The 26,916-nt window shown below is 69.1% G+C and carries 22 protein-coding genes and 1 tRNA gene; 9 read left to right on the forward strand and 14 right to left on the reverse strand.

The genetic code is table 11. From position 1 onward, the window contains the following. Positions 1-41: 41 nt before the first annotated feature. From Q664_RS17130 to prfA, 6 genes are all read right to left on the reverse strand, one after another. Positions 42-114, reverse strand: a tRNA-Gly gene (locus Q664_RS17130). A 62-nt stretch (positions 115-176) separates the two neighbouring features. Continuing rightward, positions 177-2,132 carry a P-loop NTPase family protein gene (locus Q664_RS17135; protein ID WP_043396035.1) on the reverse strand — a complete coding sequence of 652 codons (1,956 nt, stop codon included), beginning with the start codon at positions 2,130-2,132 and terminating at the stop codon, positions 177-179. 194 nt (positions 2,133-2,326) lie between these two features. Continuing rightward, positions 2,327-2,716, reverse strand: coding sequence for a zf-TFIIB domain-containing protein (locus Q664_RS17140; protein ID WP_043396334.1), 390 nt, complete (start codon positions 2,714-2,716; stop codon positions 2,327-2,329). Between the two features lie 167 nt (positions 2,717-2,883). Next, positions 2,884-4,149 (reverse strand): UDP-N-acetylglucosamine 1-carboxyvinyltransferase, encoded by a 1,266-nt coding sequence (murA, locus tag Q664_RS17145; protein WP_043396038.1) that lies wholly within the window; start codon positions 4,147-4,149, stop codon positions 2,884-2,886. Positions 4,150-4,171: 22 nt separating this feature from the next. Continuing rightward, positions 4,172-5,041, reverse strand: coding sequence for a peptide chain release factor N(5)-glutamine methyltransferase (gene prmC / locus Q664_RS17150; protein ID WP_043396042.1), 870 nt, complete (start codon positions 5,039-5,041; stop codon positions 4,172-4,174). Then, positions 5,038-6,126 carry a peptide chain release factor 1 gene (prfA, locus tag Q664_RS17155; protein ID WP_043396045.1) on the reverse strand — a complete coding sequence of 363 codons (1,089 nt, stop codon included), beginning with the start codon at positions 6,124-6,126 and terminating at the stop codon, positions 5,038-5,040. The genes prmC and prfA overlap by 4 nt, the downstream gene beginning before the upstream one ends. Positions 6,127-6,248: 122 nt before the next feature. On the opposite strand from prfA, the gene Q664_RS59105 reads away from it, so the two are divergent. The 4 genes from Q664_RS59105 (at position 6,249) to smc (ending at position 12,807) form a co-directional block, all read left to right on the forward strand. Continuing rightward, positions 6,249-6,389: a hypothetical protein gene (locus tag Q664_RS59105; RefSeq protein WP_160174427.1), complete on the forward strand. Its 141-nt coding sequence runs from the start codon at positions 6,249-6,251 to the stop codon at positions 6,387-6,389. A gap of 148 nt (positions 6,390-6,537) precedes the next feature. Next, positions 6,538-7,353, forward strand: coding sequence for a tetratricopeptide repeat protein (locus Q664_RS17160; RefSeq protein WP_043396338.1), 816 nt, complete (start codon positions 6,538-6,540; stop codon positions 7,351-7,353). 17 nt (positions 7,354-7,370) lie between these two features. Beyond that, the gene (locus Q664_RS17165; protein WP_043396048.1) at positions 7,371-8,717 is read left to right on the forward strand and encodes a hemolysin family protein; all 1,347 of its coding nucleotides are present in this window, start codon (positions 7,371-7,373) and stop codon (positions 8,715-8,717) included. Between the two features lie 490 nt (positions 8,718-9,207). Continuing rightward, positions 9,208-12,807, forward strand: a complete 3,600-nt coding sequence (smc, locus tag Q664_RS17170; RefSeq protein WP_043396051.1) for a chromosome segregation protein SMC — start codon at positions 9,208-9,210, stop codon at positions 12,805-12,807. Positions 12,808-12,968: 161 nt separating this feature from the next. On the opposite strand, the gene rsgA is transcribed toward smc, so the two are convergent. Further along, a complete protein-coding gene (rsgA, locus tag Q664_RS17175; RefSeq protein WP_043396055.1) occupies positions 12,969-14,054 on the reverse strand; it encodes a ribosome small subunit-dependent GTPase A in 1,086 nt (361 codons plus the stop codon). A gap of 290 nt (positions 14,055-14,344) precedes the next feature. On the opposite strand from rsgA, the gene Q664_RS17180 reads away from it, so the two are divergent. Next, positions 14,345-16,990, forward strand: a complete 2,646-nt coding sequence (locus Q664_RS17180) for a carboxypeptidase regulatory-like domain-containing protein (protein WP_043396058.1) — start codon at positions 14,345-14,347, stop codon at positions 16,988-16,990. Between the two features lie 76 nt (positions 16,991-17,066). Here Q664_RS17180 and Q664_RS17185 read toward each other — a convergent pair whose 3' ends face one another. The 6 genes from Q664_RS17185 to groES all read right to left on the reverse strand — a co-directional run bounded on the left by Q664_RS17185 (position 17,067) and on the right by groES (position 22,851). After that, entirely contained in the window at positions 17,067-18,266 is a 1,200-nt protein-coding gene (locus Q664_RS17185) for a hypothetical protein (protein ID WP_043396061.1), read from the reverse strand. A gap of 38 nt (positions 18,267-18,304) precedes the next feature. Next, on the reverse strand, positions 18,305-19,684 hold the full coding sequence (locus Q664_RS17190) for a sigma 54-interacting transcriptional regulator (protein ID WP_200883714.1): 1,380 nt from the start codon (positions 19,682-19,684) through the stop codon (positions 18,305-18,307). A gap of 205 nt (positions 19,685-19,889) precedes the next feature. Continuing rightward, a complete protein-coding gene (locus tag Q664_RS17195) occupies positions 19,890-20,315 on the reverse strand; it encodes a hypothetical protein (RefSeq protein ID WP_043396064.1) in 426 nt (141 codons plus the stop codon). A gap of 108 nt (positions 20,316-20,423) precedes the next feature. Beyond that, complete coding sequence (grxC, locus tag Q664_RS17200) at positions 20,424-20,681, reverse strand: glutaredoxin 3 (RefSeq protein WP_043396068.1); 258 nt, start codon at positions 20,679-20,681, stop codon at positions 20,424-20,426. 186 nt (positions 20,682-20,867) lie between these two features. After that, positions 20,868-22,517, reverse strand: coding sequence for a chaperonin GroEL (gene groL / locus Q664_RS17205; RefSeq protein WP_043396071.1), 1,650 nt, complete (start codon positions 22,515-22,517; stop codon positions 20,868-20,870). Positions 22,518-22,560: 43 nt separating this feature from the next. After that, positions 22,561-22,851, reverse strand: coding sequence for a co-chaperone GroES (gene groES / locus Q664_RS17210; RefSeq protein WP_043396073.1), 291 nt, complete (start codon positions 22,849-22,851; stop codon positions 22,561-22,563). Positions 22,852-23,255: 404 nt separating this feature from the next. Here groES and Q664_RS17215 point away from each other — a divergent pair, with 404 nt between their 5' ends. From Q664_RS17215 to Q664_RS17225, 3 genes are read left to right on the forward strand one after another with little or no spacing between them, the layout of a single operon-like run. Continuing rightward, positions 23,256-23,849: a hypothetical protein gene (locus Q664_RS17215; protein WP_043396076.1), complete on the forward strand. Its 594-nt coding sequence runs from the start codon at positions 23,256-23,258 to the stop codon at positions 23,847-23,849. A gap of 16 nt (positions 23,850-23,865) precedes the next feature. Then, complete coding sequence (locus Q664_RS17220; RefSeq protein WP_043396078.1) at positions 23,866-24,507, forward strand: hypothetical protein; 642 nt, start codon at positions 23,866-23,868, stop codon at positions 24,505-24,507. Positions 24,508-24,540: 33 nt separating this feature from the next. Then, the gene (locus Q664_RS17225) at positions 24,541-25,023 is read left to right on the forward strand and encodes an NUDIX hydrolase (RefSeq protein ID WP_043396081.1); all 483 of its coding nucleotides are present in this window, start codon (positions 24,541-24,543) and stop codon (positions 25,021-25,023) included. On the opposite strand, the gene rpoZ is transcribed toward Q664_RS17225, so the two are convergent. Beyond that, a complete protein-coding gene (rpoZ, locus tag Q664_RS17230; RefSeq protein ID WP_043396084.1) occupies positions 25,020-25,265 on the reverse strand; it encodes a DNA-directed RNA polymerase subunit omega in 246 nt (81 codons plus the stop codon). The two genes, Q664_RS17225 and rpoZ, sit on opposite strands and share 4 nt — an antisense overlap. A 195-nt stretch (positions 25,266-25,460) precedes the next feature. Between rpoZ and Q664_RS52215 the strand changes: the two genes are divergently transcribed. After that, positions 25,461-26,837 carry a sensor histidine kinase gene (locus Q664_RS52215; RefSeq protein WP_052518254.1) on the forward strand — a complete coding sequence of 459 codons (1,377 nt, stop codon included), beginning with the start codon at positions 25,461-25,463 and terminating at the stop codon, positions 26,835-26,837. The last annotated feature ends 79 nt before the right edge of the window (positions 26,838-26,916 follow it).

Raw genomic sequence — 26,916 nt, forward strand, 5'->3', positions numbered from 1 at the left:
CGGCAATCCCTCGGACGTCCGAGAAATTGCCGGCCTCACAGAGCGGCGGACCGGGTTCGAACCGGCGACCCCGAGCTTGGGAAGCTCGTGCTCTACCAGCTGAGCTACCACCGCGTCGCAAGCAGTCTCAAAGTAGGGGCCCGCACGCGGCTTGTCAACGAGAAGTGTCGAGGGGGCTATTCGCCCTCCTCAATGGTCAGCTGGTAGGCATCCTGGAAGTTGGCCTCGCGGTTGCGCGCGTCGCGGACCTCGAGCACGTAGACGCCGGGCTCGGCGCTGTAGCGGATGACTTCGGGCTGGTCCCCTCGGGCGCGATCGGACGTCTGCACGAGTGACAGCTTTCCGTCCTCGCCCAGGCGGTGCAGGTAGAGCCCCACGTCCACCTTGAGGATGCCCAGCAGCGTCACCTTGATGGGCGTGCGCACCGGCCGGTCCGAGAGGTCCAACCGGTAGTAGTCCACGTCCTTCAGCGGATAGACGGTGCCGCGCACCGCCTTGCCCGGGGTGAGGTCCATGGCGCGGTCCGCGGTGTTGTTGGGCTCGCGCTCCTGGCTGCCATCGTCCGGCACGGTGGTGACCGAGATGCGGTAGGGCTGGTCCGCGTTCTCGTAGTCGCGCACCCATTTGTTGTCCACCTTGCGCGAGGCGCTCTGCACCCGGAAGTAGCAGGAGCCCTGGCAGGCCACGTTGTTGAGGCGCTCGGGTTCCTTGATGGCGCCATCGTTGGCGCGCTGGAGCACCGTCTCCTTCTGGCCCTCGCCCTCGGGAGGCGCCACCACGGACAGCTCCAGGTCCATGCGCTCCACGCCGGACAGCTCCACCTTGGCGAGCACCGGCTCGGCCGTCTTCAGGACGAAGTTGTCCACGTCGCCCTTGGGCGAGAGGAAGCCTTCCTTGTAGCCGTACACCGGCAGGGTCGTGGCCTTGTACAGCTCGTCGTTGGGCTCCAGCTCCGCGTTGGCGCCAGCCTCCTCCTGCGTCACGGTGAGGGTGTACGGCTTCTCCGGGTTGAAGCCCCGCTTCGCCTCCTTGCCCGTGCCCACCCAGCCGCTCTTCACCACCACGTACACCACGCGATCGCTCGCCCTCACGCCAATGTTGCGCAGTGCATAGCCCTCGCCCTCCTTGCCCCTGGGCGTGACGAAGAGGGGCGCCTCCGCGGCCGACAGCACCGACAGCTCCGTGCGGACGCCCTCGATGCTGGTGAGCTCGATCTTCAGCGCCACCGAGGGGGGCTCCTCCGGCGCGGGCTGCAGGTCTCCCTGGCCGGGGACGGGCACGGGCACCTGGAATCCTCCGGGCTGCTGCGCCTGTGCACCGGCCGCGGCCGGGTCTCCCTCGGCGGCGGGAGCGTTGGCCGTGGCCTCGGGATTCGCGGCCGGTTCGGCGGGCGGGGTCTCCGTCCCCTCGGGCGCTGGAGGCTGGCCCTCGGTGGGGGGCGGCTGGGCGCCGGTGGGGTCCGCCGGGTTCGGCGTGGGGGCGGGAGCAGGGGGGGGAGCCGGAGGCGGCGTGGCGCCAGCGGGGGGCTCGGGCAGTTCCAGCCGGTACCAGTCCTCGTCGGCCGCGTGCCCGATGAAGCCGGACACCGCCTGGCCGAACTGCATCGGCGTGGCGTCCACGGCACGGTCATTGGGCTCGCGCTCCACGCCGTCCTCGGGCGAGTGGTAGCGCACCTCGAGCGTATAGGCGCCGCCGGTGCCCTTGCGGGCCGAGGCCACGCGCACCCAGCGCTCGCGCTCCACGTAGAGGTTGGGGAAGCGCTCCGGCTTGCCGTCGCCTCCGCTGTTGATGCTCGCGCTGCGGATGCCGGGGGCGTCGTACACCTCCAGCAACACGTCTCCGCCGGGGAGGCCGGTGACGCTGACGTCCGCCACGCGCGGGCTGGCGGGGACAAGCCGGTACCAGTCCTCGTCGGGCTTGGACGGATCCGCGCCCAGGCTGGCGCTCACCGTCGCGTCCCGGCCGAGGCTGAGGGCCTGCTCGGGCCGCTCGTTGGGCTCCTTCTCGTTCAGCAGCTCGGGCCCGGTGACGACCGGTCCGGCGTCCGCTACCTCGGTGTCCTTGTTGGAGCAACCGTTCGGGCAGCCGGCGAGCAGAAGTGCCCACGGCCACACCCACCCCAGACGTCGCATTCCGTTCCCTCTTGGCATTCGGGTGCCTACTCAATCCCCTGGCGCCCGGGTGTCAAGGTTCGCCAACAGACAAGCTGGCGCTTTCATCCCGGCACGGGAATCGAGGGAGGACGGAACTCAGGTGTTCCCGGCCCGTAGGTACGACGGGCCCGGAGGGGGTGGAGCGTGGAGGTGACGCCTTCGGGAGGGGAGCCTCAGCCGAGGGCGCTCTTCTTCTTCGCGCTGAAGTGGCGGAAGAAGTCGATGATCTCCTGCTCGGCGACCTTGGCGTCCGTGGCGTCGGCGAACTCCGACTCCAGGAACATGCCGCCGCAAGACTCGCAGGTATCGTAGTGAAGCGGGTGCTGACGGTCACCGCCGTCCACCCGGATCAGATCTACCTGGCACTCGGGGCACTGGCCGGTGAGAGCCTCCGCGTCGACCTTCCCGCCCTGGCTCTCCAGCCCGGGGAGGTTGTTGTGGAGGAGGATCCGGTTGAGATCCGCGACGTCGATCCACAGCCCGCCGCAATCTCCACACTTTCGCAACGTCTCATGGTCCCCTTCGAGATCGGCCATCTCGACGCTGCAACCGGGGCAATTCATGGGGCGGGTCATTCTCCTGTAGGGGGGAGCAGCGCTCCCGTTGGGGCGTCCCGGGGCAATTGGCCCCAGGGCGTTCAGGGAATGATAGGTCGCATGAATTTTCAGATGCAACCCAAGTGCTGCGATGTGTTCACACACGCAACCCTGGGAGCCCCCCAGGCCCGGGTTCAGGCCTTGACCCGGCGGATGTCTGCCCCCAGCTTGCGCAGCTTGCGCTCCAGGCGCTCGTAGCCCCGGTCCAGGTGGTAGATGCGGGCCACCTCCGTCTTGCCCTCGGCGCGCAGGCCGGCCAGCACGAGCGAGGCGCTGGCGCGCAGGTCGGTGGCCATGACGGGGGCTCCGGACAGCTTCTTGACGCCCTTCACCACGGCCGTGTGGCCCTGGATGGTGATGTCCGCCCCCATGCGGTGCAGCTCCGGCACGTGCATGAAGCGGTTCTCGAAGATGCTCTCCGAGATGACCGAGGTGCCGTTGGCCACCGTCATGAGGCCCATCAGCTGGGCCTGCATGTCCGTGGGGAAGCCGGGGTGCTCGGTCGTCTTCACATCCACCGAGTTGACGACCTTGGGTCCCTTCACCCGCAGGCCCTTCTCCTCGGCGGTGATGGTGCAGCCCGTCTCGCGCAGCTTGAGGATGACGGACTCGAGGTGCTCGGGCTGGGCGTGCTTCACCAGCACGTTACCGCCGGTGATGGCCGCCGCGACCATGAGCGTGCCGGCCTCGATGCGGTCCGGGAGGATGGCGTGATCCACCGGCTGGAGGGCGTCCACCCCGTCGATGGTGATGACGGAGGTGCCGGCGCCCTGGATGCGGGCGCCCATCTTGTTGAGCACCCGGGCGAGCTCCTCCACCTCGGGCTCGCGGGCGCAGTTCTCCAGCACGGTGCGGCCCTTGGCCAGCACGGCGGCCATCATCACGTTCTCCGTGCCCGTCACGGTGATGACGTCGAAGTTGACGGTGGCGCCCTTGAGCTGCCTGGCCCGGGCCTCGACGTAGCCCTCGGTGAGGGTGATGTCGGCGCCCAGGGCCTTGAGGCCCTTGAGGTGCTGGTCGATGGGGCGGGCCCCGATGGCGCAGCCGCCGGGCATGGACACGCGGGCGCGGCCGAAGCGGGCCACCAGGGGGCCGAGCACCAGCACGGAGGCGCGCATCGTCTTCACCAGGTCATACGGGGCCTCGGGGGTGATGGGCCCCTCGATGGCCACCTCGCATATGTCCTTCTGGCGGCCGGTGAGCCGGGCGGTGCCACAGCCCATGGTCTCCAGCACCTTGAGCATGGTGACCACGTCGGCCAGGTCCGGCACGTTGCGGTAGACGCTCTTGCCATCGGCCAGCAGCGCCGAGGCGAGAATGGGAAGCGCTGCGTTCTTCGCGCCCGACACGACCACCTCGCCCTGCAGCGGGTGGCCACCCTTCACGATGATCTTGTCCATCTGCTCCGTCTCACACCCGTGGCTAGACGGCCACGGGCTGTGTCCCAAATGCGAGGCGATCCCGCCGCTCCAGGTCCTTCTCCACCCGCGCGTCGGCGTAACCCGCGGCCTGGAGGAGGGCTTTCACGGCCTCGCCCTGCGTCTCGCCAATCTCCATTGCAAGCAGCCCGCCAGGTTTGAGGACGCGCCGGGCCCCCTCGATCACCTTGCGGATGAGCACCAGCCCGTCCGGTCCGCCGTCCAGCGCCATGTGGGGCTCGCGGCGCACCTCGGCCGACAACGTGGGGATCTCCGCCGAGGCGATGTAGGGCGGGTTGGAGGCCACCACATCGAAGCGGGCGTCCGGGGGGAGGGGGGCATACAGGTTGCCCTGTAGCACCGTCACCCGCTCGGCCACGCCGAGGGCCTGGGCATTCTCCCGGGCCAGCGCGCAGGCGTCCGCGGACAGATCCGTGGCCATCACGGTGGCCTGGGGACGCTCGGCCGCCAGGCTGATGGCGATACAGCCCGAGCCGGTGCACACGTCCAGGGCCAGTCCGGGGCCGTCCTTGGGCAGCTTGTGCAGGGCGGCTTCCACCAGCAGCTCGGTCTCCGGCCGGGGGATGAGCACCCGGGCGTCCACCTTGAAGGGGCGGTTGTAGAACTCCCGCACGCCGGTGAGGTACTGGGTGGGCTCGCCCGCCATGCGCCGCTCGATGAGGGCGCGGAAGGTGGCCAGCTCCGTCTTCTCCAGCGGCCGATCCAGGTCCACGTACAGGCGCACCCGGCTCGTCTTCAGCGCGTGGGCGAGCAGCACCTCGGTGGTGAGCCGGGGCGCGTCCACCCCGCGCTTCTCGAAGTGCTGGGTCGTCCAGGTGAGGATCTTGCGGACGGTCCAGTTCTCGCCGCTCATGCGCTCGCGCCGGGACCGCCGCCCATCTGCTGCTTGAGGGCCTCGGCCTGGTAGTGGGTGCGGCAGGCGGTGATGACGTCCTCGACCCCGCCGCCCATGATGGCCGGCAGGTTGTGCACCGTGAGGCCGATGCGGTGGTCCGTCAGCCGGTCCTGCGGGAAGTTGTAGGTGCGGATCTTCTCCGAGCGGTCGCCGGTGCCCACCTGGCCGCGGCGCATGGAGTCGCGCTCGTTGCGGATGCGCTCCTGTTCGATTTCGTAGAGCTTGGCGCGCAGCATGCGCTCGGCCATGGCCCGGTTCTTCGTCTGGCTCTTCTCCTGCTGGCACTTCACCACGATGCCGGAGGGCTTGTGGATGAGGCGCACCGCGGAGTCGGTGGTGTTCACGCTCTGGCCGCCGGAGCCCGTCGAGCGCATCACCTGCATCTCGATGTCCGCCGGGTTGAGCTTGATGTCCACGTCCTCGGCCTCGGGCATCACCGACACGGTGATGGTGGAGGTGTGGATGCGGCCCTGGGCCTCGGTGGCCGGCACGCGCTGCACCCGGTGCACGCCCGACTCGTACTTCAGGTGGCTGTAGACGCCGTCCCCCGCGAGCATGATGGAGACGTCCTTGACGCCGCCCACGCTGCCCGGGCTCATGTCCATGATGTCCGCCTTCCAGCCCTTGCGGTCGGCGTAGCGGAGGTACATCTGCATGACCTCCTCGGCGAACAGACCGGCCTCGTCGCCGCCGGCGCCGGCGCGAATCTCCAGGATGACGTTCTTGTCGTCATTGGGATCCTTGGGCAGCAGGAGGATCTTCAGCTCCGCTTCCATCTCGTCGCGCTGGGCCTTGAGGCCGGGCAGGGACTCGCGGGCGTAGGCCTTCTCGTCGGGGTCCGAGCTGCCGAGCCAGGCCTCGACCTCCTTGAGATCGGCGAGCACCTTGCGGTAGGCGCGGAAGGACTCCACCAGCTTCTCCAGGCCGGCGCGCTCCTTGGAGACCCGTTGCAGCTTCGCCGTGTCGGAGATGATGTCCGGGTTGGACAGGTCGGCGGTGAGTCGCTCGAACTTGCGCTCCACCTCTTCGAGTTTGTCAATCATCGGTCTGGGTGGGGGTTGTGCCCCGTTGTCCGGCCACAGGCAAGGCCGGACGGGGTCAAGAAATTCCGTGGACTTCCGGGCCGGGAGCGTGAAAAAAGGGCGGTTCGCTGCCGCCAGTGCCAATGCGGCCCACTTCCGCCTATACGGAGTACCAGAAGATGCCTGCCCAGAAGGGAAACCGCAGCAAGAAGAAGCTGTCCAATCGCGCTTCCACGAAGAAGGCGGCCCTCAAGCGCCGCCGCGCTCGCGAGCGCCGCAAGTAGTTCGCCGTCCGCCTCCTCCCCTGAGCTCCTGGGGAGGGGGCGAGTACCCGTCTCAAGCGCCGGACTCCCTCGGGGCGGACCCTCTCGGGGCAGCTTGACTCCTGCTTGCGCCCCCAGAAAGGCGGCGCGTACATTGCCCCGCGACTTCATGGCCAGGGAAAAGGACAACATCGCGCTCTCCGACGAGCACAACTCGCGTGGCATCGAACTGGCCGACCGCGGGTGGCTGGATGAGGCGATCAAGGAGTTCAAGAAGGCGATCGAGCTCGATCCCGACTCCGCCCACGCGCACGACAACCTCGCCACCGTCTACGCGGAGAAGAAGCTCTTCCGCGAGGCCCTCGGGGAGTACCTCACCGCGCTCAAGCTCGAGCCGGAGAGCCCCACCGCGCACTACAACCTCGCCTGCTTCCTGTCCTCCCACGCGGCCGAGATGGCCGTCACCGAGTACCGGGAGGCCATCGAGCTGGACCCCGAGTACCCGGACGCCCACCTCAACCTGGGCCTCACCTACGCGGACCAGGGCCGGATCGAGGAGGCCATGCGCGAGCTGCAGACGGCCATCGAGCTGGAGCCCCAGGACGCCTTCCCCCGGCACGAGCTCGCCGCGCTGCTCATGGACGAGGGGGACTACCGCTCGGCCATCACCCAGCTGAAGGAAGTGGTGCGGCTGGAGGCGGACAACTTCGAGGCCCACCTGGATCTGGGCATCTGCTACGCCCAGAAGGGCTTCTACGCCGAGGCCGAGCGCTCCTACGAGAAGGCGCGCGCCCTCAACGCGGACGATCTGCTGCTCAACTACAACCTGGCCGCCCTGTACGCCCTCTGGAGCCGGCGGGCCGAAGCGTTGTCCTATCTGCAGAAGGCCGTGGCCGCGGATCGACAGAAAGTGCAGGGTTGGCTGGCCACGGATACGATGTTCGACGCGCTGAAGGGCGACCCCGAGTTCGAGGCGCTCTTCTGAGCGTCTGAGCTCTCTCTATGGAATGGGTCTTCCTCGGGCTGGCGATCCTGCTGGTCTTCGCGAACGGGTTCTTCGTGGCGACGGAGTTCGCCATCGTGAAGGTCCGCCAGACACGCCTCCAGGCGCTGGTGGACGAGGGCCGGCCGGGTGCTGGCGCCGCCCTGAAGATGGTGGAGAAGTTGGACGCCTACCTCTCCGCCACGCAGTTCGGCATCACGCTCGCGTCACTGGGGCTGGGCTGGCTGGGTGAGCCGGCGTTCGCCCACCTGCTGGAGCCGGTGCTGACGCGCGTGGTGCCGGAGGCGGCGGGGCCCACGCTGGCGCATACGCTGGCGGTGGCCATCGCCTTCGCCATCATCACCTTCCTGCACATCGTGGTGGGGGAGTTGGCGCCCAAGAGCTTCGCCATCCAGCGCGCCGAGGACACGACGCTGGGGGTGGCCCTGCCCATGCGGCTCTTCTACTTCGTCTTCTATCCGGCCATCTGGCTCCTCAACGGCGTGGCGGCGTGGTTGCTGAGGGTGGCCGGGCTGCACGGCGCGCACGAGTCGCAGGAGGCCCACAGCGAGGAGGAGCTGCGCGTCATCCTCCACAGCTCGGCGGAGGCGGGTGCCATCACCACGGCGCGCGCGGAGCTGCTGGAGCGCTCGCTGGAGATGGCCCAGAAGACGGCCCGCCAGGTGATGGTGCCGCGCAACCAGGTGAAGTTCCTGGACGTGGAGGAGCCCCTGGACAAGTGCGTCGCGGACGCGCGCGCGGCCGGCCACACGTGGCTGCCGGTGGCCCGGGGCAACATGGACGAGGTGGAGGGGGTGGTGAACGTGAAGGACCTCTTCTTCCTCCTCTCCAAGGGCGAGCTGCGCAGCCTGGCCCAGGTGCAGCGCCCGGTGCTCTACATCCCGGAGCATGTGACGCTCGAGCAGCTGCTCACCGAGTTCCGCCGCCGCCGCCGGCAGATCGCCCTGGTGGTGGACGAGCACGGTGGAACCTCGGGGCTCGTCACGCTCGCGGACGTGGTGGCCGAGGTGGTGGGCGACGTGGCCGAGCTGGGCCGGCGGGTGGACGAGGTGCGCGCCCTGCCGGGCGGCCGCTTCGAGCTGCCGGGCACCGCCCAGTTGGATGACCTGGAGGACCGCCTGGACGTCTCGTTCGAGGTCGACGACGAGGACGTCGAGGTGACGACGATCGCCGGCTACATCATGGCCCGGCTGGGACGCATCCCCGAGAAGGGGGACTCGCTCAAGCTGGACATGTGGCGCATCCAGGTGGAGGAGGTGGAGGGGCCGCGCGTGGTGCGGGTGACCGTCGAGCCCCAGGCCAGCCCCAAGCCCCCGGTGACGGCGGCGGTGCCCGAGGCCTCCTGAGCCGTCCTGCCCGGCTCAGCCGAAGTTGTAGGCGAAGTCGGCCCAGGGGATGGATTGCCGCTGAGCGTGGCGATGATGTTGCTGAGCGGCCCGCACAAGCGCCCGGGCCGACTGCGCACGTGGACGCTCGTGGGAGCCGACCTTCGATGTTCGGACCTGTAGCAGGACGTAACGTGAAGAGGGCCATGTCAGACCGGCCTGCTATGCCGCGAGCGCTCACACGAGGAGCGAGTGAGCAGGCAGGGGCCTGAGCCCAGGTCGCCTGTGGAATCAGTTGAGGAAGGGTAGGGTCTGTTCTCGCCCTGACAGCCCCCTGTCCGCCAGGCCGGTGGGCGCCATGCTTGCCTGCTCGCATAGTGTCACGCATGGCAGGGTCATGCTTGATCGGCTGAGATCCAGCGTGCTACTCGTCTGATCGCTCCGAGGCCGATTTTTCGGCCTCCGGAACGCTTTTCCGCCCGCTCGCCCACCACTCGGGAGCACGTTTCACATGCGAATCAAGCGCCTGGATATCACCGGCTTCAAATCGTTCATGGAGCGCAGCGTCTTCACGTTCGATGACGGCGTGACGGGCATCGTCGGCCCCAACGGCTGCGGCAAGTCCAACGTGGTGGACTCCATCCGCTGGGTGATGGGCGAGCAGAGCGCCAAGAACCTCCGTGGCCGCGGCATGGAGGACGTCATCTTCAACGGCTCGGAGTCCAAGCCGCCCCTGTCCATGTCCGAGGTGTCCCTCACCTTCCACGTGGACGAGACGGACGTGCTCCCGGCCCACCTCTCGGGCCTGCCGGAAGTCACCGTGACGCGCCGCCTCTTCCGCAGCGGCGAGTCCGAGTACCTCATCAACAAGACCACCTGCCGCCTGCTGGACATCACCGAGCTCTTCCTCGGCACCGGCGTGGGCACCAAGGCCTACTCCATCATCGAGCAGGGCCGCGTGGGCCTCATCGTCTCCAGCAAGCCCGAGGACCGGCGCAACCTGATTGAAGAGGCCGCCGGCGTCACCAAGTACAAGTCCCGCCGCAAGGCCGCCGAGCGCAAGCTGGAGGCCACCCAGGCCAACCTCCTGCGCGTCACCGACATCACCAGCGAGCTCGAGCGCCGCATCGAGAGCCTGTCGCGCCAGGCCAAGAAGGCCGAGAAGTACAAGAAGCTCAAGGCGCGCATGCGGGAGATCGATCTGCACTCGGCCTCGCACCGCTTCCTGGCGCTGCACGCCGAGTCCAAGGTGTCGGTGGAGAAGCTCAACAGCCTGGGCGGCGAGGAGCGCGAGAACCTCGAGAAGATGCGCGAGCTGGAGCTGGTCATCACCAACCGCCGCACCGCGCTGGAGAGCGAGACCGAGGCCCTGCAGAAGCTCTCCGCCGAGGTGCACACCCTGGAGAGCAACGTGCAGCGCGCGGACCAGGACCTGGCCTACTGGCGCAAGGACCTGGAGGAGACGAGCGCCCGGGTGGCGCAGTCCGAGACCGAGCTGCACAACGTCCGCTCCCGCCAGTCCGAGCTGGCCGAGACCATGGCCTCCCGCGAGTCCGAGCTGAGCAACATCGCTGGCTCGTGGAAGGAGGACGAGGTCGCCATGAAGGTGGCGCAGGAGGAGCTGCGCCGGGTGAGCCAGCTGCAGGCGGAGATCTCCCTGCGCCTGGAGCAGGAGCGGGCCGCCGTCGTCACCGTGGCGAGCCGCCTGGCCAACCACGAGAGCAACCTCGTCAACCTGGCCCGCCAGAAGACGGACCTGGAGTCCCGCCGCGCCCGCAACCGCGCCGAGGCGGATGCGCTGCGCGAGCAGGAGAAGCAGCTCGAGGACGCGCGCCAGAACGTGGCCCGCCGGGTGGAGGACAGCCGCCACCTGTCGCTGGAGCTCGCCGAGCGCAAGGGCCACGAGGAAGAGGCCCTGATGCGCACGCGCCAGGCCTTCATGGAGAACGAGGTCCAGGTCATCGGCCTGCGCGAGGAGCTGAGCGACAAGCGCAGCCGGCTGGCCTCCCTGGAGGCGCTCCAGAAGGACTACGAGGGCTTCGACAAGGGCGTGCGCGCGGTGATGGTGCGCGCCGGTGAGGACGCCCGGCAGCAGGGCATCTTCGGCCTCGTGGCGGACGTCATCTCCACCACGCCGCGCTACGAGCGCGCGGTGGAGGCCGTGCTCGGTGAGCGGCTGCAGCACGTCGTCGTGGAGAGCCGCGACAAGGGCGTGGAGTTGGTGGAGTACCTCAAGTCCGCCCTCGAGGGCCGCGGCAGCTTCCTGCCGGTGCCCGCCCCCGAGCGCGTGCCCTCCGCCGTGCAGCCGGACGTGTCCCGTTCCGGCGTGCTGGCCCGGGCCCTCGACGAGGTGACGTGCGAGGAGGCCCTCGAGCCCGTGGTGCGGTTGCTGCTCGGGGACGTGGTCATCGTGGAGGACCTGGCCGTGGCCAGGGCGTACTCCGAGGCCGAGGGCTCCACGTGCACGCTCGTCACCCTGGACGGTGAGGTGTTCCGCCCGGACGGCACCATCACCGGCGGCGAGCGCGAGGGCGTCGCCGTGGGCGCCCTGCAGAAGAAGCGGGAGATCGTCGAGCTGGCCTCCGAGGTGGCCCGGGTCGAGGAGCGCTACAACGAGATCCTCACCCGGCATTACACCCTGCAGAAGCAGATGGGGGACACGGAGGACGTCCTCAAGGGGCTGGCGAAGAACGTGCACGCCGAGGAGCTGAGCCTCGCCAGCCAGGAGAAGGACCTGCACAAGGCGAGCGAGGACCTGGCGCGGGTGCGCGACCGGCTCCGGGCGCTGGACGCCGACGAGGCTCAGCTCACGCAGATGTACGACGGGCTGGCGCACGAGGAGGAGAACAGCCGGGGCGAGGTGGCGCACGGCCAGGCGGACCGCGAGGCGCGCGAGGAGCGCGTGAAGCAGCTGGTGGGCGAGCTGGAGTCGCTCAAGCAGCGCGCCGAGACGGCCACGAACAACCTCACCACCCTGAAGGTGAAGGTGGCCGCCGGTGGCGAGCGCGGCGACGCCGCCCGCAAGGAGCTGGAGAGCCTGCTGGCCCAGAAGGAGGAGATGGCCAACCGGGTGCGCAAGCTGGAGTCCACGGTGCGCGAGGGCTCGGCGCGGGTGGAGGAGTTCCAGCGCCGCATCGCCGAGACGGAGGCCGAGCGCGCCAAGAAGGCCGAGGACCTGGCGGTGACGGCTGGCGTGCTGGAGTCGCGGCGCACGGCGCACGGCACGGCCTCCGCCGAGGTGCGCGAGCAGGACAACGCGCTGCGTGAGCTGCGCACGAAGCTGGAGGGCCTCACCCAGGGCTTGTCGCAGATCACCCTGCGCGAGCGGGAGATCGCCCTGGAGCTGGAGCACCTGGTGGCGGGCATCCGCGAGCGGCACGGAGCGGAGCTGCAGGAGGAGGTGCACAAGTACCACCTGCTGCCGTCGCTGAGCGAGGAGTCGGAGCAGGAGCTGAAGGATCTGCGCGCGCAGGTGGAGAAGATGGGGGAGATCAACCTCACGGCCATCGACGAGCACGCGGAGCTGACGAGCCGCTCGGAGTTCATGCTGACGCAGAAGAAGGACCTGTCCGAGTCGATGGAGAAGCTGCAGGAGGCCATCCGGCGCATCGACGCGTCGAGCCGGGAGCGCTTCAAGCAGACGTTCGACATCGTGAACGAGAAGTTCCAGGCCATCTTCCCGCGGCTGTTCGGCGGCGGCCGGGCGAGCCTCGTGCTGACGAACGAAGGGCAGGGGGGAGAGCCGGGCGTGGAGATCGTGGCGCAGCCGCCGGGCAAGAAGCTGCAGAGCATGAATCTGCTGTCGGGCGGCGAGAAGGCGCTGACGGCGGTGGCGCTCATCTTCGCCATCTTCCTCATCAAGCCCACGCCCTTCTGCCTCCTGGACGAGGTCGACGCCCCGTTGGATGAGGGCAACGTGGGCCGCTACAACGACATGGTGAAGGAGATGAGCAAGCAGTCGCAGTTCATCCTCATCACGCACAACAAGCGGACCATGGAAGTGGCGGACACGCTGTACGGCGTGACGATGGAGGAGCCGGGCATCTCCAAGCTGGTGAGCGTGAAGCTGCGCGAGGCCAAGGCGGCCAACGACAACATCACCGCGGCGTAACTCCCGCGGCCCACCACCCCAGCCGTCAGAACCACCCCTCTCCCCTCGGGAGAGGGACGGGGTGAGGGTATCCGGCTCCCGGATTCCCCTCTGTGAGAAGGCGCGGAACCTGACTCCAGGTCCCGCGCCTTCTCCGTTTCAGGACACACGCTCGGCGGGCTTCACTTCCCTCGCCGTTTGGCGCGCGTGTGCTCCCACCCCATCACGCTCAGGGTTCGCTCGTGACGGCGTTGTTCGCGTTGCGCGGCGGGACTCGACTGCCGGGCCTGCCAGGCCTGCTCGCGCCGCAGCTTCTCGTAGCTGGCGAGCCGCTCCTTCGAGAGCACTCCGGTCTCGAGGGCGGTGCGAACCGCGCATCCAGGCTCGCGCTGGTGGGTGCAATCCCGGAAGTGGCAGCCCTCGGCCAGCTCGAGGATGTCCGCGAAGGCATGCTCGAGCCCTTCCTCCTCGCCCCACAGCCCGAGCTCGCGCATGCCGGGCCCATCGATGAGCAGCCCGCCGTGAGGCAGCACGAACAGCTCCCGGTGGGTGGTGGTGTGGCGGCCCCTGTCGTCCTCGGCGCTGACGGCCTGGGTCGCCAGACGCGCTTCGCCCAACAGGTGGTTGACGAGGGTGGACTTGCCCACGCCCGAGGAGCCGAGCAGCGCGCCCGTCCTACCGGCCGGGAGCTGTGCTCGCAGCGCCTCGAGCCCCTCTCCGGTGTACGTGCTCAGCGCGAGGACGGTCACGCCGGGGGAGAGTGCCTGGACTTCGAGCACCCGGGTAGCCACTTCCGGCTCGAGGTCCGCCTTGCTGAGCACGACCACGGGTGTGGCTCCGCTGTTCCACGCGAGGGTGAGCGCCCGTTCGATGCGGCGGGGGTTGTAGTTGCCATCCAACCCCGTCACGAGGAACACCACGTCGAGGTTGGCGGCGATGGGTTGGGCCGCGTGCTCCTGGCCCGCTTCGCGCCGCATGAGGACGCCACTACGGGGGAGGACGGCATGGATGAGGGCCTCGCCCTCGCCGGGAGGGAGTCTCAGGGCGACCCAGTCTCCGATGGTGGGCAGGGCCTCGGCGCCGGGCGCGTGGTGGAGGACCCGTCCCGAGGGCCGCGCGAGCACGGTCCTCTCGGAAGTCTGGAGGGTGAGCAGTCCGCGTTCCTGGCGCACGACGCGCCCGGGGACGAGGGGAGGAGAGGTCTGGGTGAAGAGCTGGGAGAAAGCGTGGGCGAGGTCGGGACCCCAACCGAGGGATTCGAGGAACACTGGGAAGAACTCCGGGCAGAGCGGTGCCTGCGGCGCACCTGGGGATTCAAGGGCGCCCAGCAAGGAGCGGAACCACGCTGCGTCGGATCTTCGGCCGGCTAGGCGGCCCGCGCCTCCTGGGCGAACAGGGCGTCAACCACGGCAAGATCAATGGGAGCGTTCATGGTTGCCTCCGGGGACTCGTGGGGCGGCGTCCCTCGCCACCCGTGACCTGTATTCTGAACCACCGCTGGCCTCTGGACAATCCTCGGTTGCCATGGCTTCGGAGTGAGGTCTGGTAGAACCGCCCCATGCGCAAGCGCACGCTCGCGGCGGTTGTGGCCCTGGGGCTGGGTTTCGGGCTGCTGCTCCTCTCCCTCCACTCGCGAGAGGCCCAGACACCCTCCGGTGACACCCGGGCCATGGCCTCCGCCCCGCGACGGACGGAGCGCGTGTTCCGCCCCGAGCGCTCCGGGGAACCGGAGACTCGCGCCACCCCGGAGGAGGCCGGCACCCCGCCGCTCGAGCACCGCGCCACCGAGGCCGATGGCGTTTTGCTGGTGGAGGTGTTCGCGAAGGAGCGGCCCGTGCCGGGTGCCAGCGTGCGGTTGTACTGGCGAGGACCTCGCGACCCCAACCTGGGAGAGGCGACGTGGCGTCTGGCGGGCTCGGGCTCCACGGATGCGCGAGGACATGTGCGGCTTCCCTCGCGGCCCGGGAGCTACCTGGTGACCGCTCGGGCCCCGGGTCTGGCCACGCAATCACGTGACGTGATGCGCCCCCAGGGCGAGGCCCTCACACGCCTGCGGCTGACGTTCGAGGCAGGACACAGCCTCTCCGGGCGTACCGTGGTGAAGAGCACCGGCGAGCCCCTGCCCCTGGTGGAACTCTCCCTCATCGCCCATGGACGCAAGCTGAAGCCGTGGGAGGACGTGGAGGCGCCGCTCGAGGAGCGGATCTTCGCCCACAGTGATGCCCGGGGCTCCTTCCGGGTGGAAGGGCTGGCCGCCGGCACCTGGATGCTGCGCGCCGAGGCGCCGGGACACGGACCGGAGCTGCTGAGCGAGGTGCGCATCCCCGCGGAGGGGCCGCTGGAGATCGCCCTTTCCCGGGCGGGCATCATCGAGGGCTTCGTCATGGATGCCGAGGGCCGGCCCGCGCCGGGCGCCGAGGTACGGGTCAGTGGCGGCGTCACCCAGTTGGTGGTCACCACGGGGCAGGGCGGTGGCTTCTCCGCGGAGGTGGAGGCCGGGGCGCATACGGTGTCCGCGCGCCGGGGGGACGAGGCGGGCGCGCTGGGCACGCCGGTGGTGGTGGCCGCTGGAGGGACGGTGCGGGACGTGCGGGTGCGACTCGGCGCGAGCGCGCTCATCGAGGGCCGGGTGGTGGCTCGTGCGAGCCAGGCGCCCGTGGTGGGCGCCACCGTGGACATCAGCCCCGCGGGTGCCAATGGGGACTCGGGCCGCGCGGTGACGGATGCGGAGGGCCGCTTCACCGTGGAGGGCCTCGCTCCCGGCCTCTACGACGGGGTGGTGGCCGCCAAGGGCTTCTCCGAGGCCATCCGGCAGGGACTGACGCTGGCACCCGGCGAGCGTTTCCTCGTGGAATTCGAGCTGGCGGGCACGGGGGCGGTGGAGGGCACGGTACGGGATGTGGCGGGCCAGCCCCTCGCGGGTGTGGGGGTGGTGGTCAGCGATCGCTGGGCGCCCGAGGGGCTGAGCAGCACCCCTACCGAGGCCCGCACCAACGCCGAAGGGCATTACCGGCTGGAAGGCCTCGCCTCGGGACGGGTGGCTCTCTTCGCGCATCGCGAGGGGGCGTCGGCCGGGCAGGGCCACTCCTTGTTCCTCGAGGAGGGACGCACGGCACGGGCGGACTTCACCCTCGAGGAGACGGGCACGCTGGAGGGCGTGGTCCGCCTGGCCTCGGGCCGGTGGCCCGACAAACCGGTCCAGGTGTACGCCTACCCGGAGCGTTCGGGCATCCTCACCGATGGGGACAGCGGAACCGCCGAGGTGGGGAGCGCGGGCACCTTCCGCATGCAGCTTCCTCCGGGCCCCTATGAGCTCATGGCGGGGGACCCGGAGGATGACGGCCTCGCTCAGCGCCAGCCGGTGACGGTGTCCGTGGAGCCGGGGAAGACGGTCCGGGTGGAGCTGACGCTCGAGGCACCCGAGCACACGCGGAACCTGCTTCGCGGGCGCGTGCTCGAGCCGGATGGCTCGCCTTCGCCCTCGGCCATGGTCATCGGACAGGGCCCCACGGATCTGGACATGCCGCACTTCTGGGCGCGCTCGGATGTGGAGGGACGCTTCCAGCACGCCATCTCGGAAGGGGCCACCCTCATGGTGCGCGCGAGCAACGGCGGGCGCGTCGGCCAGGTCCAGGAGGCGAGGGCCGGACAGGAGGTGGTGGTGAGGCTTCAGCCCGCGGCCTCGCTCCGTGGCCGCGTGGTGCGCGCCAACGGCGCTCCCGTGCGAGGCTTCACCCTCAGCGTGCTACCGCGAGAGCCTGGCTCGTCCCCGTGGATGTGGAGCGATCAGGAGTTCCCCGCGGAGCGCTTCGAGGTGAAGGACGTACCGGGCGAGCGCGTGAAGGTGGAGGCTCGCTCGCGGGATGGGGCTCGGGGCAAGGCGGAGGTCACGCTGGCGCCCGGTGCGAGCGCCGAGGTGGAGATCCTCCTGGGCGACATGGCCCGCCTCAGCGGCCGGGCCGTGGACATGACGACAGGTGCCCCGCTGGCGGGTGCGTCCGTCTTCGTCTCGGTGGACCTGTCCTCCCGGTTCCATGCGGTCTCGGGGGCCGATGGCCGCTTCCTCGTCGAGGGCCTGCCCGCGGGCAATCACACGCTGTTCATCTTCAGTCTGCAGGGAGCCCGGGAGGACCGTACGGTGGCGCTGGTGGCGGGCCAGTCGCTCGAACTCGGCGACGTGCCCGTCGGCGCCTCCGCACCGTGAAAAGACAGAAGGCGCGGAACCCGTCGGGAGGGCGCCGCGCCTTCGTCATGCCGGGCCCGTCACCAGGCCCCGGGGGTCACTTGTAGCTGACCTTCGGGCAGGCGCCCTGGTCGGCCTTGAGGCGCTCCTGGGCGCTCGTCACGTCCTGCTCGGTGGCGGTGACGGACTCCTGCAGCTTGCCCTCCAGCTCACCCCAGGCCGCGTCCTTGGCCTTGAGCTCCTGGACGTTGGCCAGCGACTGCTGCTCGGCCTGCAGCTGCGCGGACAGCGCGTCCACCGACGCCTTGGAGGCCTCGACGAGCGCGTTGCACTTGCTGGTCAGCTCCGGCAGCAGATCGTACTGCTTCCTCTGCGGCGTCTTCTGGAACCTGGCGATGACCGCCTCGTAGATCTCCGCGGCGGTGGCGCGGGCGCCAAAGGCCATGGCCGTGTTGGCGGCGCGCTGATTGCGCAGCAGATCCAGCTGGTAGAAGCGCAGCTCGGGCGACATGTCCGCCGACATCTCGGCGGCCTGCGAGTGGAAGTGGGTGAAGCGGTAGGGGAACTTGAGCTCCGTCACCTCGATGTTGGCCGGCAGGGCCATCATCTTGGCCTGGAGGCAGGCGGTGAGCTGGTCACCCTCGGGGGTGCCCACGGGATCGAAGACGATCTCCGCCGGGGTCGGCGTGCCCTTCTTCAGGTCCACCGTGGCCTTGAGCTGCGGGGGAATCTTCGTGCCGAAGGGGGCGTAGCACTCGCACCAGGAGTCCTGCGCGAGCCGCACGGTGCCCGAGAAGTCCGAGCCCGGGTTGATGCCGAACTTGACGCTGGCGCTGCCGCCCACCTCGTGGACGAAGGTGCTCTCGGACGTCACCGGCTGGGCGCCCGCGGGCAGGGCGGTGAGCGGCACGCGCGTGTCCACCACCTTCTGGATGCACGCGGTGCCCTCGGGGGTGAGGTTCTCCCCGGTGATGGCGTGGGTGCCGCCCTGCTCATTGATGGTGGTCTTCACCACCACGCGGGTGGTCTCCGCCTCACCGCGGGACTTGGGGTCCACCAGGCACTCCATCACCTCGGGACGGGTGAGCAGGAGCGCGCCCACGAGGACGCCCTCGTTGGGGGGCTGGGGCAGGGTGAGGGCCTTGGGCTGGCACACCGCCACGTCGAAGGGCGGCTGGTTGGTGATGCGCATCCGCTCCTCGGTGGTGGTCGGGCCCTGCGGCTTCTTCTGGGCCTCCTGCATGCCGGCGCAGCCGGTGACGGCGAGGACGGAGGCGATGGCGATACGGCGCATCATCTTGGGAAACTCCCTTGGGGTTGGGGAAAAGCGAGGGCCTATTTATCAAGACCCTCGGCATTCTTGAGATCCTTCAACCGCAGCCCGTTCTTCTTCAGCAGGCGGTAGAGGCTCTGCATGGACAGGCCGGTGTGCTGCTCGGCCGTCTTCATGTCGAAGTTGGACACGCGCATGACCTCGGCGAAGTAGAGGCGCTCGAAGTCCGCCACCACCCGATCCTTGGCCTCGTGGTAGGGCATGCCGGTGACGAGCGCGGCCACGCTGGTGGTGGGCTGCTGGCCCTCCTCCTTGTGCTCGGGCTGGGCCATGAAGTCCAGCCAGCTGACGTTGCCCGTCTCCTGCATGAGCGCGCCGCGCTCCAGCACGTTGCGCAGCTCGCGCACGTTGCCCGGCCAGTCATAGCCCTCGAAGAGGGCGAGCGTCTGGGGGGTGAGCTCGAAGGAGGACTTGAGGCCGCGCAGCAGGGACTGGGCGAGCGCGGGGATGTCCTCGCGCCGGGTGCGCAGCGGGGGCAGGCGCACGCGCGCCACCGCCAGCCGGTAGTAGAGGTCCGCCCGGAAGCGGCCCTGGCGCACGTCCTCCTCGAGGTTGCGGTGCGTGGAGGCGATGACGCGCACGTCCACCGGCACCGGCGCCCCGTCCAGCGAAGGCACCTCGCGCGACTCCAGCACGCGCAGCAGCTTGGGCTGCAGGGACAGCGGCAGCTCGCCCACCTCGTCCAGGAAGAGGGTGCCGCCCTGGGCCGCCTCGAAGACGCCCTTGCCGGCCTCATCGCCGTTGGAGCGCAGGCCGCCGAACAGCTCGCGCTCGGCCTTCTCCTCGGTGATGAGGTTGCAGTCCACCACCTTGAAGGGGCCATGCCGCCGCCGCGAGTGCTCGTGCACCGCGCGCGCCGCCAGTTCCTTGCCGGTGCCCGTCTCGCCCTCGAGCAGGAGGTTCATGTCCTCCCGGGCGATGCCCCGCAGCTGCGCGAAGACGACGCGCATCTTCTCCGAGGAGGCCACCAGGGCGCCAAAGGCATCCGCTCCGCCCGTCACCTCCACCTCGGTGGCGCGCGCCTCCTGCTTGATGGCCAGCTTCGTCTTGCCCAGCATCACCTTGTCACCCGGCTGCAACAGCGCCTGCATCACCTGATGGCCGTCCAGGAAGGTGCCGTTGCGGCTCCCCAGGTCGCGCACGATGATGCCCTTGCTCGTGCGCTCCAGCTCGATGTGCCGGCGGCTCACCGTCTGGTCGCTCAGCACCAGATCGCTCGCCGCATCCGAGCCCACGCGCAGCAGCGCATCCTGCGTGGTGACCTTCTTGCCCTTGTCCGGGCCGGCCACCACCTCCACCGTCCAGTCACGCACCTGGATCCGTGTCGAGCGCCCCTCGGGGCTCTGTACGGTCTGGGTGACATCCGGCCTGTCGTCGATCATTGGCGTAGACCCTCCACCCGGGGCGGCGGACTGGGTACTTCCGCCAGCGTCGCGGGAGTTTCCTGTTTATGGGGCTAATACGGCGGGAGCAAGCGTTAGTGTCTGACCGTATGGGCCGCGGCATCAGGGCGGCTGTAAAAAAGAAGCGGCCCGGGAGGTCCAGAGCCCTCCCGGGCGTGCGTGCTTCTTCGGGGCTCCGGGCCCACTAATACCGGGCGGGTGAATCGCTGGCCGGGAAGGACTCCTTGGACTCCTCGTCCACGATGTCATCCGACTCGTTGCCGCCGGATTTCACCTGGGCGTTGGTCGGTGCGCCGGCCGAGCGGCTGGCCTTCTTCGTGCCCTTGGCCTCCATCTTCTTGCCGCTGCTGACGCCCGTGTCCGCGCCGCGCTTCACGCCCTCGGTCCGGGCCAGCCGCGCGCCCAGCAGGTTCTTCGCGCGCTCGGCCAGGTCCTTCTGGGCCTCCTGGTAGTCCCGGAAGAAGTCCACCAGCTCCCGGTCACCGCTCTGCTCGGCGTCCTGGATGTACTGGCCGATGTCCGAGGCGCCCTTGAGACAGTGGTAGAGCACGCTGATGACGTCGTAGTTCTCGTCCTTGGTCCCCGTGGCCTGTTCCCCTGTCTCTGCCATCGTCTACCTCCGTGTATGAGCCGTTGCTCCGGGCAACCTGCGCACGGGGGATGGGAGACGCCCGGGGAGCACGGCTGGCCGCCTGCTCCCGGGGAACGCGGCCGGGACTCAGGCCTGGAGCATCGGCTCGAGCCGACCCTCGCTCTCCAGCCGGGCGAGATCCGAGTAGCCGCCCACGTGGGTGTCGCCAATCCAGATTTGCGGCACGGTCCGCTGGCCGCCGCTCATCTCCACCAGCTTCGAGCGCATCTCGTCGTCGCCGGTGACGTCCAACTCCTCGTACTTCACGCCCTTGCGCGTCAGCAGGTCCTTGGCCCGGACGCAGTAGCCGCAGTAGGTGGTGGTGTAGATTTTCACGGGCTTCACGCGTGTCCTCCTCGAGTCTTCCTCCAAACTAAGGGGGTGGGGGACGCCACGCCACCCGGCGCATGCCCGGTTCCCTGAAACGCGAACGGCCCCCGGCTCCACGAGGGAACCGGAGGCCGTCACTGGAGGCTCTCACGAGACACACCGGAGCGCGGGAGGCACCCGCGCTCCAGGGCCCGGGGGCGACTACATGCCCATGCCGCCCATACCACCCATGCCGCCCATGCCGCCCATACCACCGCCGGCCGGCATCTCCTTCTCCTCCTTCGGGCGCTCGGCCACCATCGCCTCGGTGGTCAGCATGAGGGAGGCAACGGAGGCCGCGTTCTGCAGCGCGTAGCGGCTCACCTTGGCCGGGTCGATCACGCCGGCGGCCAGCAGGTCCTCGTAGACGCTGGTGGCGGCGTTGAAGCCGAACGAGCCAGTGCCTTCCTTGACCTTGTTCACGATGACGCTGCCCTCGAGGCCGCCGTTGCCGACGATCTGGCGCAGCGGCTCCTCGACGGCGCGGCGGATGATGTCCACGCCGAACTTCTCACCGGCCTCCACCTTGAGGGTGTCCAGGGCCTTGGAGCAGCGCAGCAGGGCCACGCCACCGCCAGGGACCACGCCCTCCTCCACGGCGGCGCGCGTCGCGTTGAGCGCGTCCTCGACGCGAGCCTTCTTCTCCTTCATCTCGGTCTCGGTCGCGGCGCCCACGTTGATGACGGCCACGCCGCCCACCAGCTTCGCCAGACGCTCCTGGAGCTTCTCGCGATCGTAGTCGCTGGTGGTCTCCTCGATCTGGGCGCGGATCTGCTTCACGCGCGCCTCGATGTCCTTCTGCGCGCCCGCACCGTCGACGATGGTGGTGTTGTCCTTGTCGATGGTGATGCGCTTGGCCTTGCCCAGATCCTGGAGCGTCAGCGTCTCCATCTTGATGCCCAGATCCTCGGCGATCATCCGGCCGCCCGTCAGGGTGGCGATGTCCTCGAGCATGGCCTTGCGGCGGTCACCGAAGCCCGGCGCCTTCACCGCGGCCACGTTCAGCACGCCACGGATCTTGTTCACCACCAGGGTGGCCAGCGCCTCGCCCTCGATGTCCTCGGCGATGATCAGCAGCGGCTTGCCGGAGCGGGCCACCTGCTCGAGGATGGGCAGCATGTCCTTCATCGAGGAGATCTTCTTCTCGTTGATGAGGATGAGGCAGTCGTTGAGGACGACCTCCATGCGCTCCGGGTCCGTCACGAAGTACGGGGAGAGGTAGCCGCGGTCGAACTGCATGCCCTCGACCACGTCCAGGGTGGTGTCCAGGCCCTTGGCCTCCTCCACCGTGATGACGCCCTCCTTGCCGACCTTCTCCATCGCATCGGCGATGATCTGCCCGATGGTGGTGTCGCCGTTGGCGGAGATGGTACCGACCTGGGCGATCTCCTTCTTGTCCTTGGTCGGCTTGGCCAGGTTCTTCAGCTCGGCCACGATGGCGGCCACGGCCTTGTCGATGCCGCGCTTGATGTCCATCGGGTTGTGACCGGCGGCCACCAGCTTCGCGCCCTCGCGGAAGATGGCCTGGGCCAGCACGGTCGCGGTGGTGGTGCCGTCACCGGCCACGTCGGAGGTCTTGGACGCGACCTCCTTCACCATCTGCGCGCCCATGTTCTCGAACTTGTTCTCGAGCTCGATCTCCTTGGCCACGGTCACGCCGTCCTTGGTGATCGTGGGCGAGCCGAACGACTTCTCGATCACCACGTTGCGGCCCTTGGGGCCCAGGGTGACCTTCACCGCGTCGGCCAGGATGTTCACGCCGCGGAGGATGGCCTCGCGCGCGCGGACGTCGAAAAGAATGTCCTTCGCCATTTGATTGATTCCTTGGGTAGAGGTTGAGGAGCGGGGGAGGGGATTACTTCTCGATCACGCCGAGCACATCCTCCTCACGGAGGATGAGGTGCTCCTCACCGTCGATCTTGATCTCGGTGCCCGCGTACTTGCTGAACAGGATGGTGTCGCCCGCCTTGATGTCGAGCGGGCGGACCTTGCCGTCCTCGAGCACCTTGCCGTTGCCCACGGCGAGCACGTGGCCCTCGAGGGGCTTCTCCTTGGCGGTGTCGGGGATGAACAGACCGCCCTTGGTCTTGTTCTCCTCGGCCACGCGCTTGACGATCAGACGATCCTGCAGGGGACGAATCTTCATGGTCTGTCTCCTTCAGCTGGGGCGCCCCGGCGTACGGAACGCCCATGGGGGTGGGAATAAGGGCCTGATGGCCCGAGCCGTTAGCACTCGCACCTCGCGAGTGCCAATCAGCGAGCGCGCGGGATAATAACCAGCGAAGTCGACCCGTCAAGCGAGCCGGGACCTCGGGGAGGGGTCTCGCCAAATCCCCGTCACAACTGGGTTTTTCCTCTCTGTCTTCCTGTGGACGTCGGGGCCGGATGGAGGTGGCGTTGCGCGGTTTCTGGCAGTCGCGAGGGTCGAGTGCCAGCGTAAGTGCCCGGAATGACTGGGGGTCTTTTTGCCGCAGGTGGGGGGGCGTTGGTAACTTTTACGTGGCGTCCCCGGCCCGTAAACCCTCGGGGGGCGTTGGAGGTCGAGAGTCCATGAGTCAACTGGTGACGGCCCCGTCGTTGAAGGAGTTCTTCAAGGCGCTGTTGGAAGAAGTCATCCGGCGCCAGAAGCTCGCCGTCGGGGAGACGACCGAGTTCTACCTGGTCAACCTGCTGTCCGAGTTCGCCTGTACCGACAATCTGTTCAGCCAGGGCGAGGACGGGCGCAAGGAGCAGGAGCCGCTCGCGGTGCTGTACCACCGCTCGTTGCAGCAGCAGCGCGACGAGCGCATCCGCACCCTGCGTCGGCTGGGGGATGTGTCGCTCTATCAGGCCGGCTTCTTCTCCGGCGCGCTGCGCGACAGCGCCGTGGGCCAGGACTACTACATCCAGATGGGCGGCGCGGCGTACGGGCAGCTGGCGGACCTGGCGCCCGCCGCGGGCTTCGCCGCCGTCTACCGGGAGCTGAGCGCCCGCTTCCGCGCCCTGGTGGACGTGCTGGAGGAGATCGCCGCGCGTGGGCTGGTGCACAACGGCCCTTCCGGTGCCCTCAAGGTGTACGAGAGCTGGGTGCGCACCGGCAACGACAAGCTGGAGCAGGTGCTGGTGGATGCTGGCCTGGTGATGCCCAAGGGCCTGCCGAACTGAAGCCGGGAGCCACGACATGATCGGCCGCGTGCAGGAGCACCTGGAGGCCATCTACGGCATCACCTGCGCCGCCCGGGCGGAGGGCTTCGTGGTGGACCGGGAAGCCGCCGTCCAGCTGGGCGCCACCGGACGCAGTGAGGAGGAACTGCTCGTCTCCGAATCGGAGGGGGAGCTGGAGATGGCCCTCTACCTCGCCCCCGCGCTGCTCCACCGCCTCAAGCCCTACGAGAGCGGCCCCGTGGACTCGTTGCTGGAGTCCGAGCTGGACGGCTTCTGCCAGCTCGCCGAGGGTGTTTCGCACTTCCTCTATGTGGCGCACACCGCCACACATGGGCGCACCGTCTCGCTGCTGGAGCTGGAGGCGCAGGCGGAGGTGGACAAGTTCGCCCTGTGCCTGCTGCACCGGTGGGGGGATGGGGTGGGGGCCTGGGCGAAGGAGCTACTGAGGAGGCTGTTCGACCGGGTGTCCTACCGGGAGCGGCTGTCCAAGGCGGAGCGCTGGCGGTACGAGGAGGCCAACCGGCTGTCGCGCAACTTCTGTACCCGGCTGATGGGACACGTGACGGGGCGGCGGCTGGAGCGGCTGCTGACGGACCTGCGTTACGCGTACCGGTTGGGGGCAGAAGCCAAGCTGAGGCACTTCGGACAAGTCTCCTGACCGCGGCGGCCGGGCATCGGTTAACTTGTGGGCATGCCCCGTGAGGCGTCCGCCGGAGGAATAGTCATCCGAGAGCAGGGGGGCGAGCTGGAGGTGGCCGTCATCCGGCCCCACGGCCGCTCCCTGTGGGCGCTTCCCAAGGGCCATGTGGACCCGGGGGAGACGCCCGAGCAGACGGCCGTGCGCGAGGTGTGGGAGGAGACGGGGCTGAAGGCCACGCTCGTCGCGCCGCTGGGGGAGATCCGCTACGTCTACCAGTTCCGCGGCCAGCGCATCTTCAAGCGCGTGCACTTCTACCTGTTCCGCTACCAGTCCGGGGTGCTGGGGGACATCCAGCACGCGGGGCACCGGGTGGAGGTGGACGAGACGCGGTGGGTCCCCCTGGCGCGGGTGGCGGCACTGCTGGGCTACAAGGGCGAGAAGGCCATCGCCGCGCGCGCGGCCAGGATGCTGCTGCGCGCGGGGGCCAGCCTCGCCCTGTCCGGGCTGTTACGCCCGGAGGGCTCCGGCGACTAGGCGCCGTTGGCCTTCTCGGACGCGGCGTACTTGCCGGTGAGGGCCTCGCGCACGTCCCGGTCGAACTTCACGTGGCCGGTGGCCACCTCGCGCAGGGAGAGCACGGGCGGCTTGTTCTTCGAGGTGTCGATGATGGGGCGGGCGCCGGCCATGAGCTGACGGGCACGCTTGGCCGCCAGCAGCACGAGCGCGAAGCGGTTGTCGACCAGGGGGAGGCAGTCTTCGACTGTGACGCGAGCCATGGTGGGAAACGTCCTTCGCTAAGTACTGGGTGAAGAAGGAATTCAACCTAGAGAGGGACCCCTACCGAGTCAAGGAAGGATGACGCGCCCCGTGGGGCAGGGGAAGGGACGCGGGTGCTCGGCTGCCTGTGTGCTAGCCTTGTTGAGCCCTGAACGGCTCACCCGGCTGTCGCCGCCCTGGACCTCGCCCTCCCCGTGAACTCCCTCCCCCGAGCCACCGAGACCGAGCTGGAGCAGCCCGAACCCGCCCCCCGGGGGGGCGTGTGGAGCCCCCGTGTCGTCTGGGTGCTCTGCGTGGTCGTCCTGGCCTTCTGGGGGGTGGATTCCCTCTACCTGGGCTACTTCAGTCCCTGGATGCTGGGCATCCGCGTCGTGTGGGCCACGAGCCTGCTGGGCTACACGTACCTGATCCGTGGGGCGCCCCTGTCCTGGGTGACCCCGCTCACCGACCTGAACGTGTTGCTCTCCACGCTCTGCGTCCTGGGGCTCTCCGTGGAGACGGGCGGCGTGGACGGCCCCTACTTCGTCATGGTGCCCGTCCTGCCGATGGCCATCACCCTCATCTACCGGCGGCACGTGCGATCCGTGTTCGTCTGCGGCGGGGTGGGGCTCACCGGGACCGCCCTGCTCTTGTGGCGGGACGGCCACACCCCCATCCAGGCGTTCACCTGGCTCTCGGTGGTGGGGGGAATCGTCCTGCTCGCGGCGTACTTCTCCTACCAGACGTTCCATGCCCTGCGGGCCGAGCAGGAGGCCCGGATCGAGCGGGCCCGCCGCGAGTCACTCGAGGCGCTGGCCTTCAGCGAGCACCGCCGGGCCCAGTCGGAGAAGCTGGCCATCGTCGGGCGGCTGGCGTCGGGCGTGGCGCATGAGATCAACAACCCGCTCGCCTACGTGGGCTCCAACGTCAACTTCGTGCACACCGAGCTGCTGGAGGCGCGGGAGTTCGATCGGGAGGAGCTGGCCGAGGTGCTCGCGGAGACGCGCGTGGGCATCCAGCACATCCGGCAGATCGTCTCGGACCTGAGGGGCTTCGCCCGCATGGACGACAACGAGCCCATGGCGTGCTCGCTGGCGGACGTGGCGGCCGATGCCCTGAAGCTGGCCTCGCTCCGGTTGAAGCACGTGTCGTTCCTGCAGGTGGACGTGCCCGCGGACCTGCCGGAGATCTTCGCCGTGCGGCAGCGGCTGGTGCAGGTGGTGCTCAACCTGCTGATCAACGCCGGAGACGTGCTGGAGTCCCACCCGGTGCCGGGCAGCGAGGTGCGGTTGATCGGCCGCGCCGAGCAGGAGCGCGTGGTGCTGCTCGTCGAGGACAACGGACCCGGCTTCTCCCCCGAGGTGCTGTCCCGGCTCTTCGAGGCCTTCTTCACCACCAAGAGCCCCGACAAGGGCACCGGCCTGGGCCTCACCCTGTCACGCGAGCTGGTGGAGCAGTTCGGCGGCGCGCTCTCCGCCAGCAACCGCCCGGAGGGCGGGGCACGTCTGCGCATCGAGTTCCCCATGCACCGGGCCGGACTATCGGAGAAGCCTTCCCGCGAGGCGGAGGGTCGCGAGCGCGGAGCCGCCTGAGCGTGCTCCCGGTCGCGCTCTTCACGAACTTGTCCAACAGTTGGACAAGTCTGGCGGGACCGTGCCCGCCGGAGGCGTC

The sequence above is a fragment of the Archangium violaceum Cb vi76 genome (assembly GCF_000733295.1).
In the GTDB taxonomy this organism is placed as follows: Bacteria; Myxococcota; Myxococcia; order Myxococcales; family Myxococcaceae; genus Archangium; species Archangium violaceum.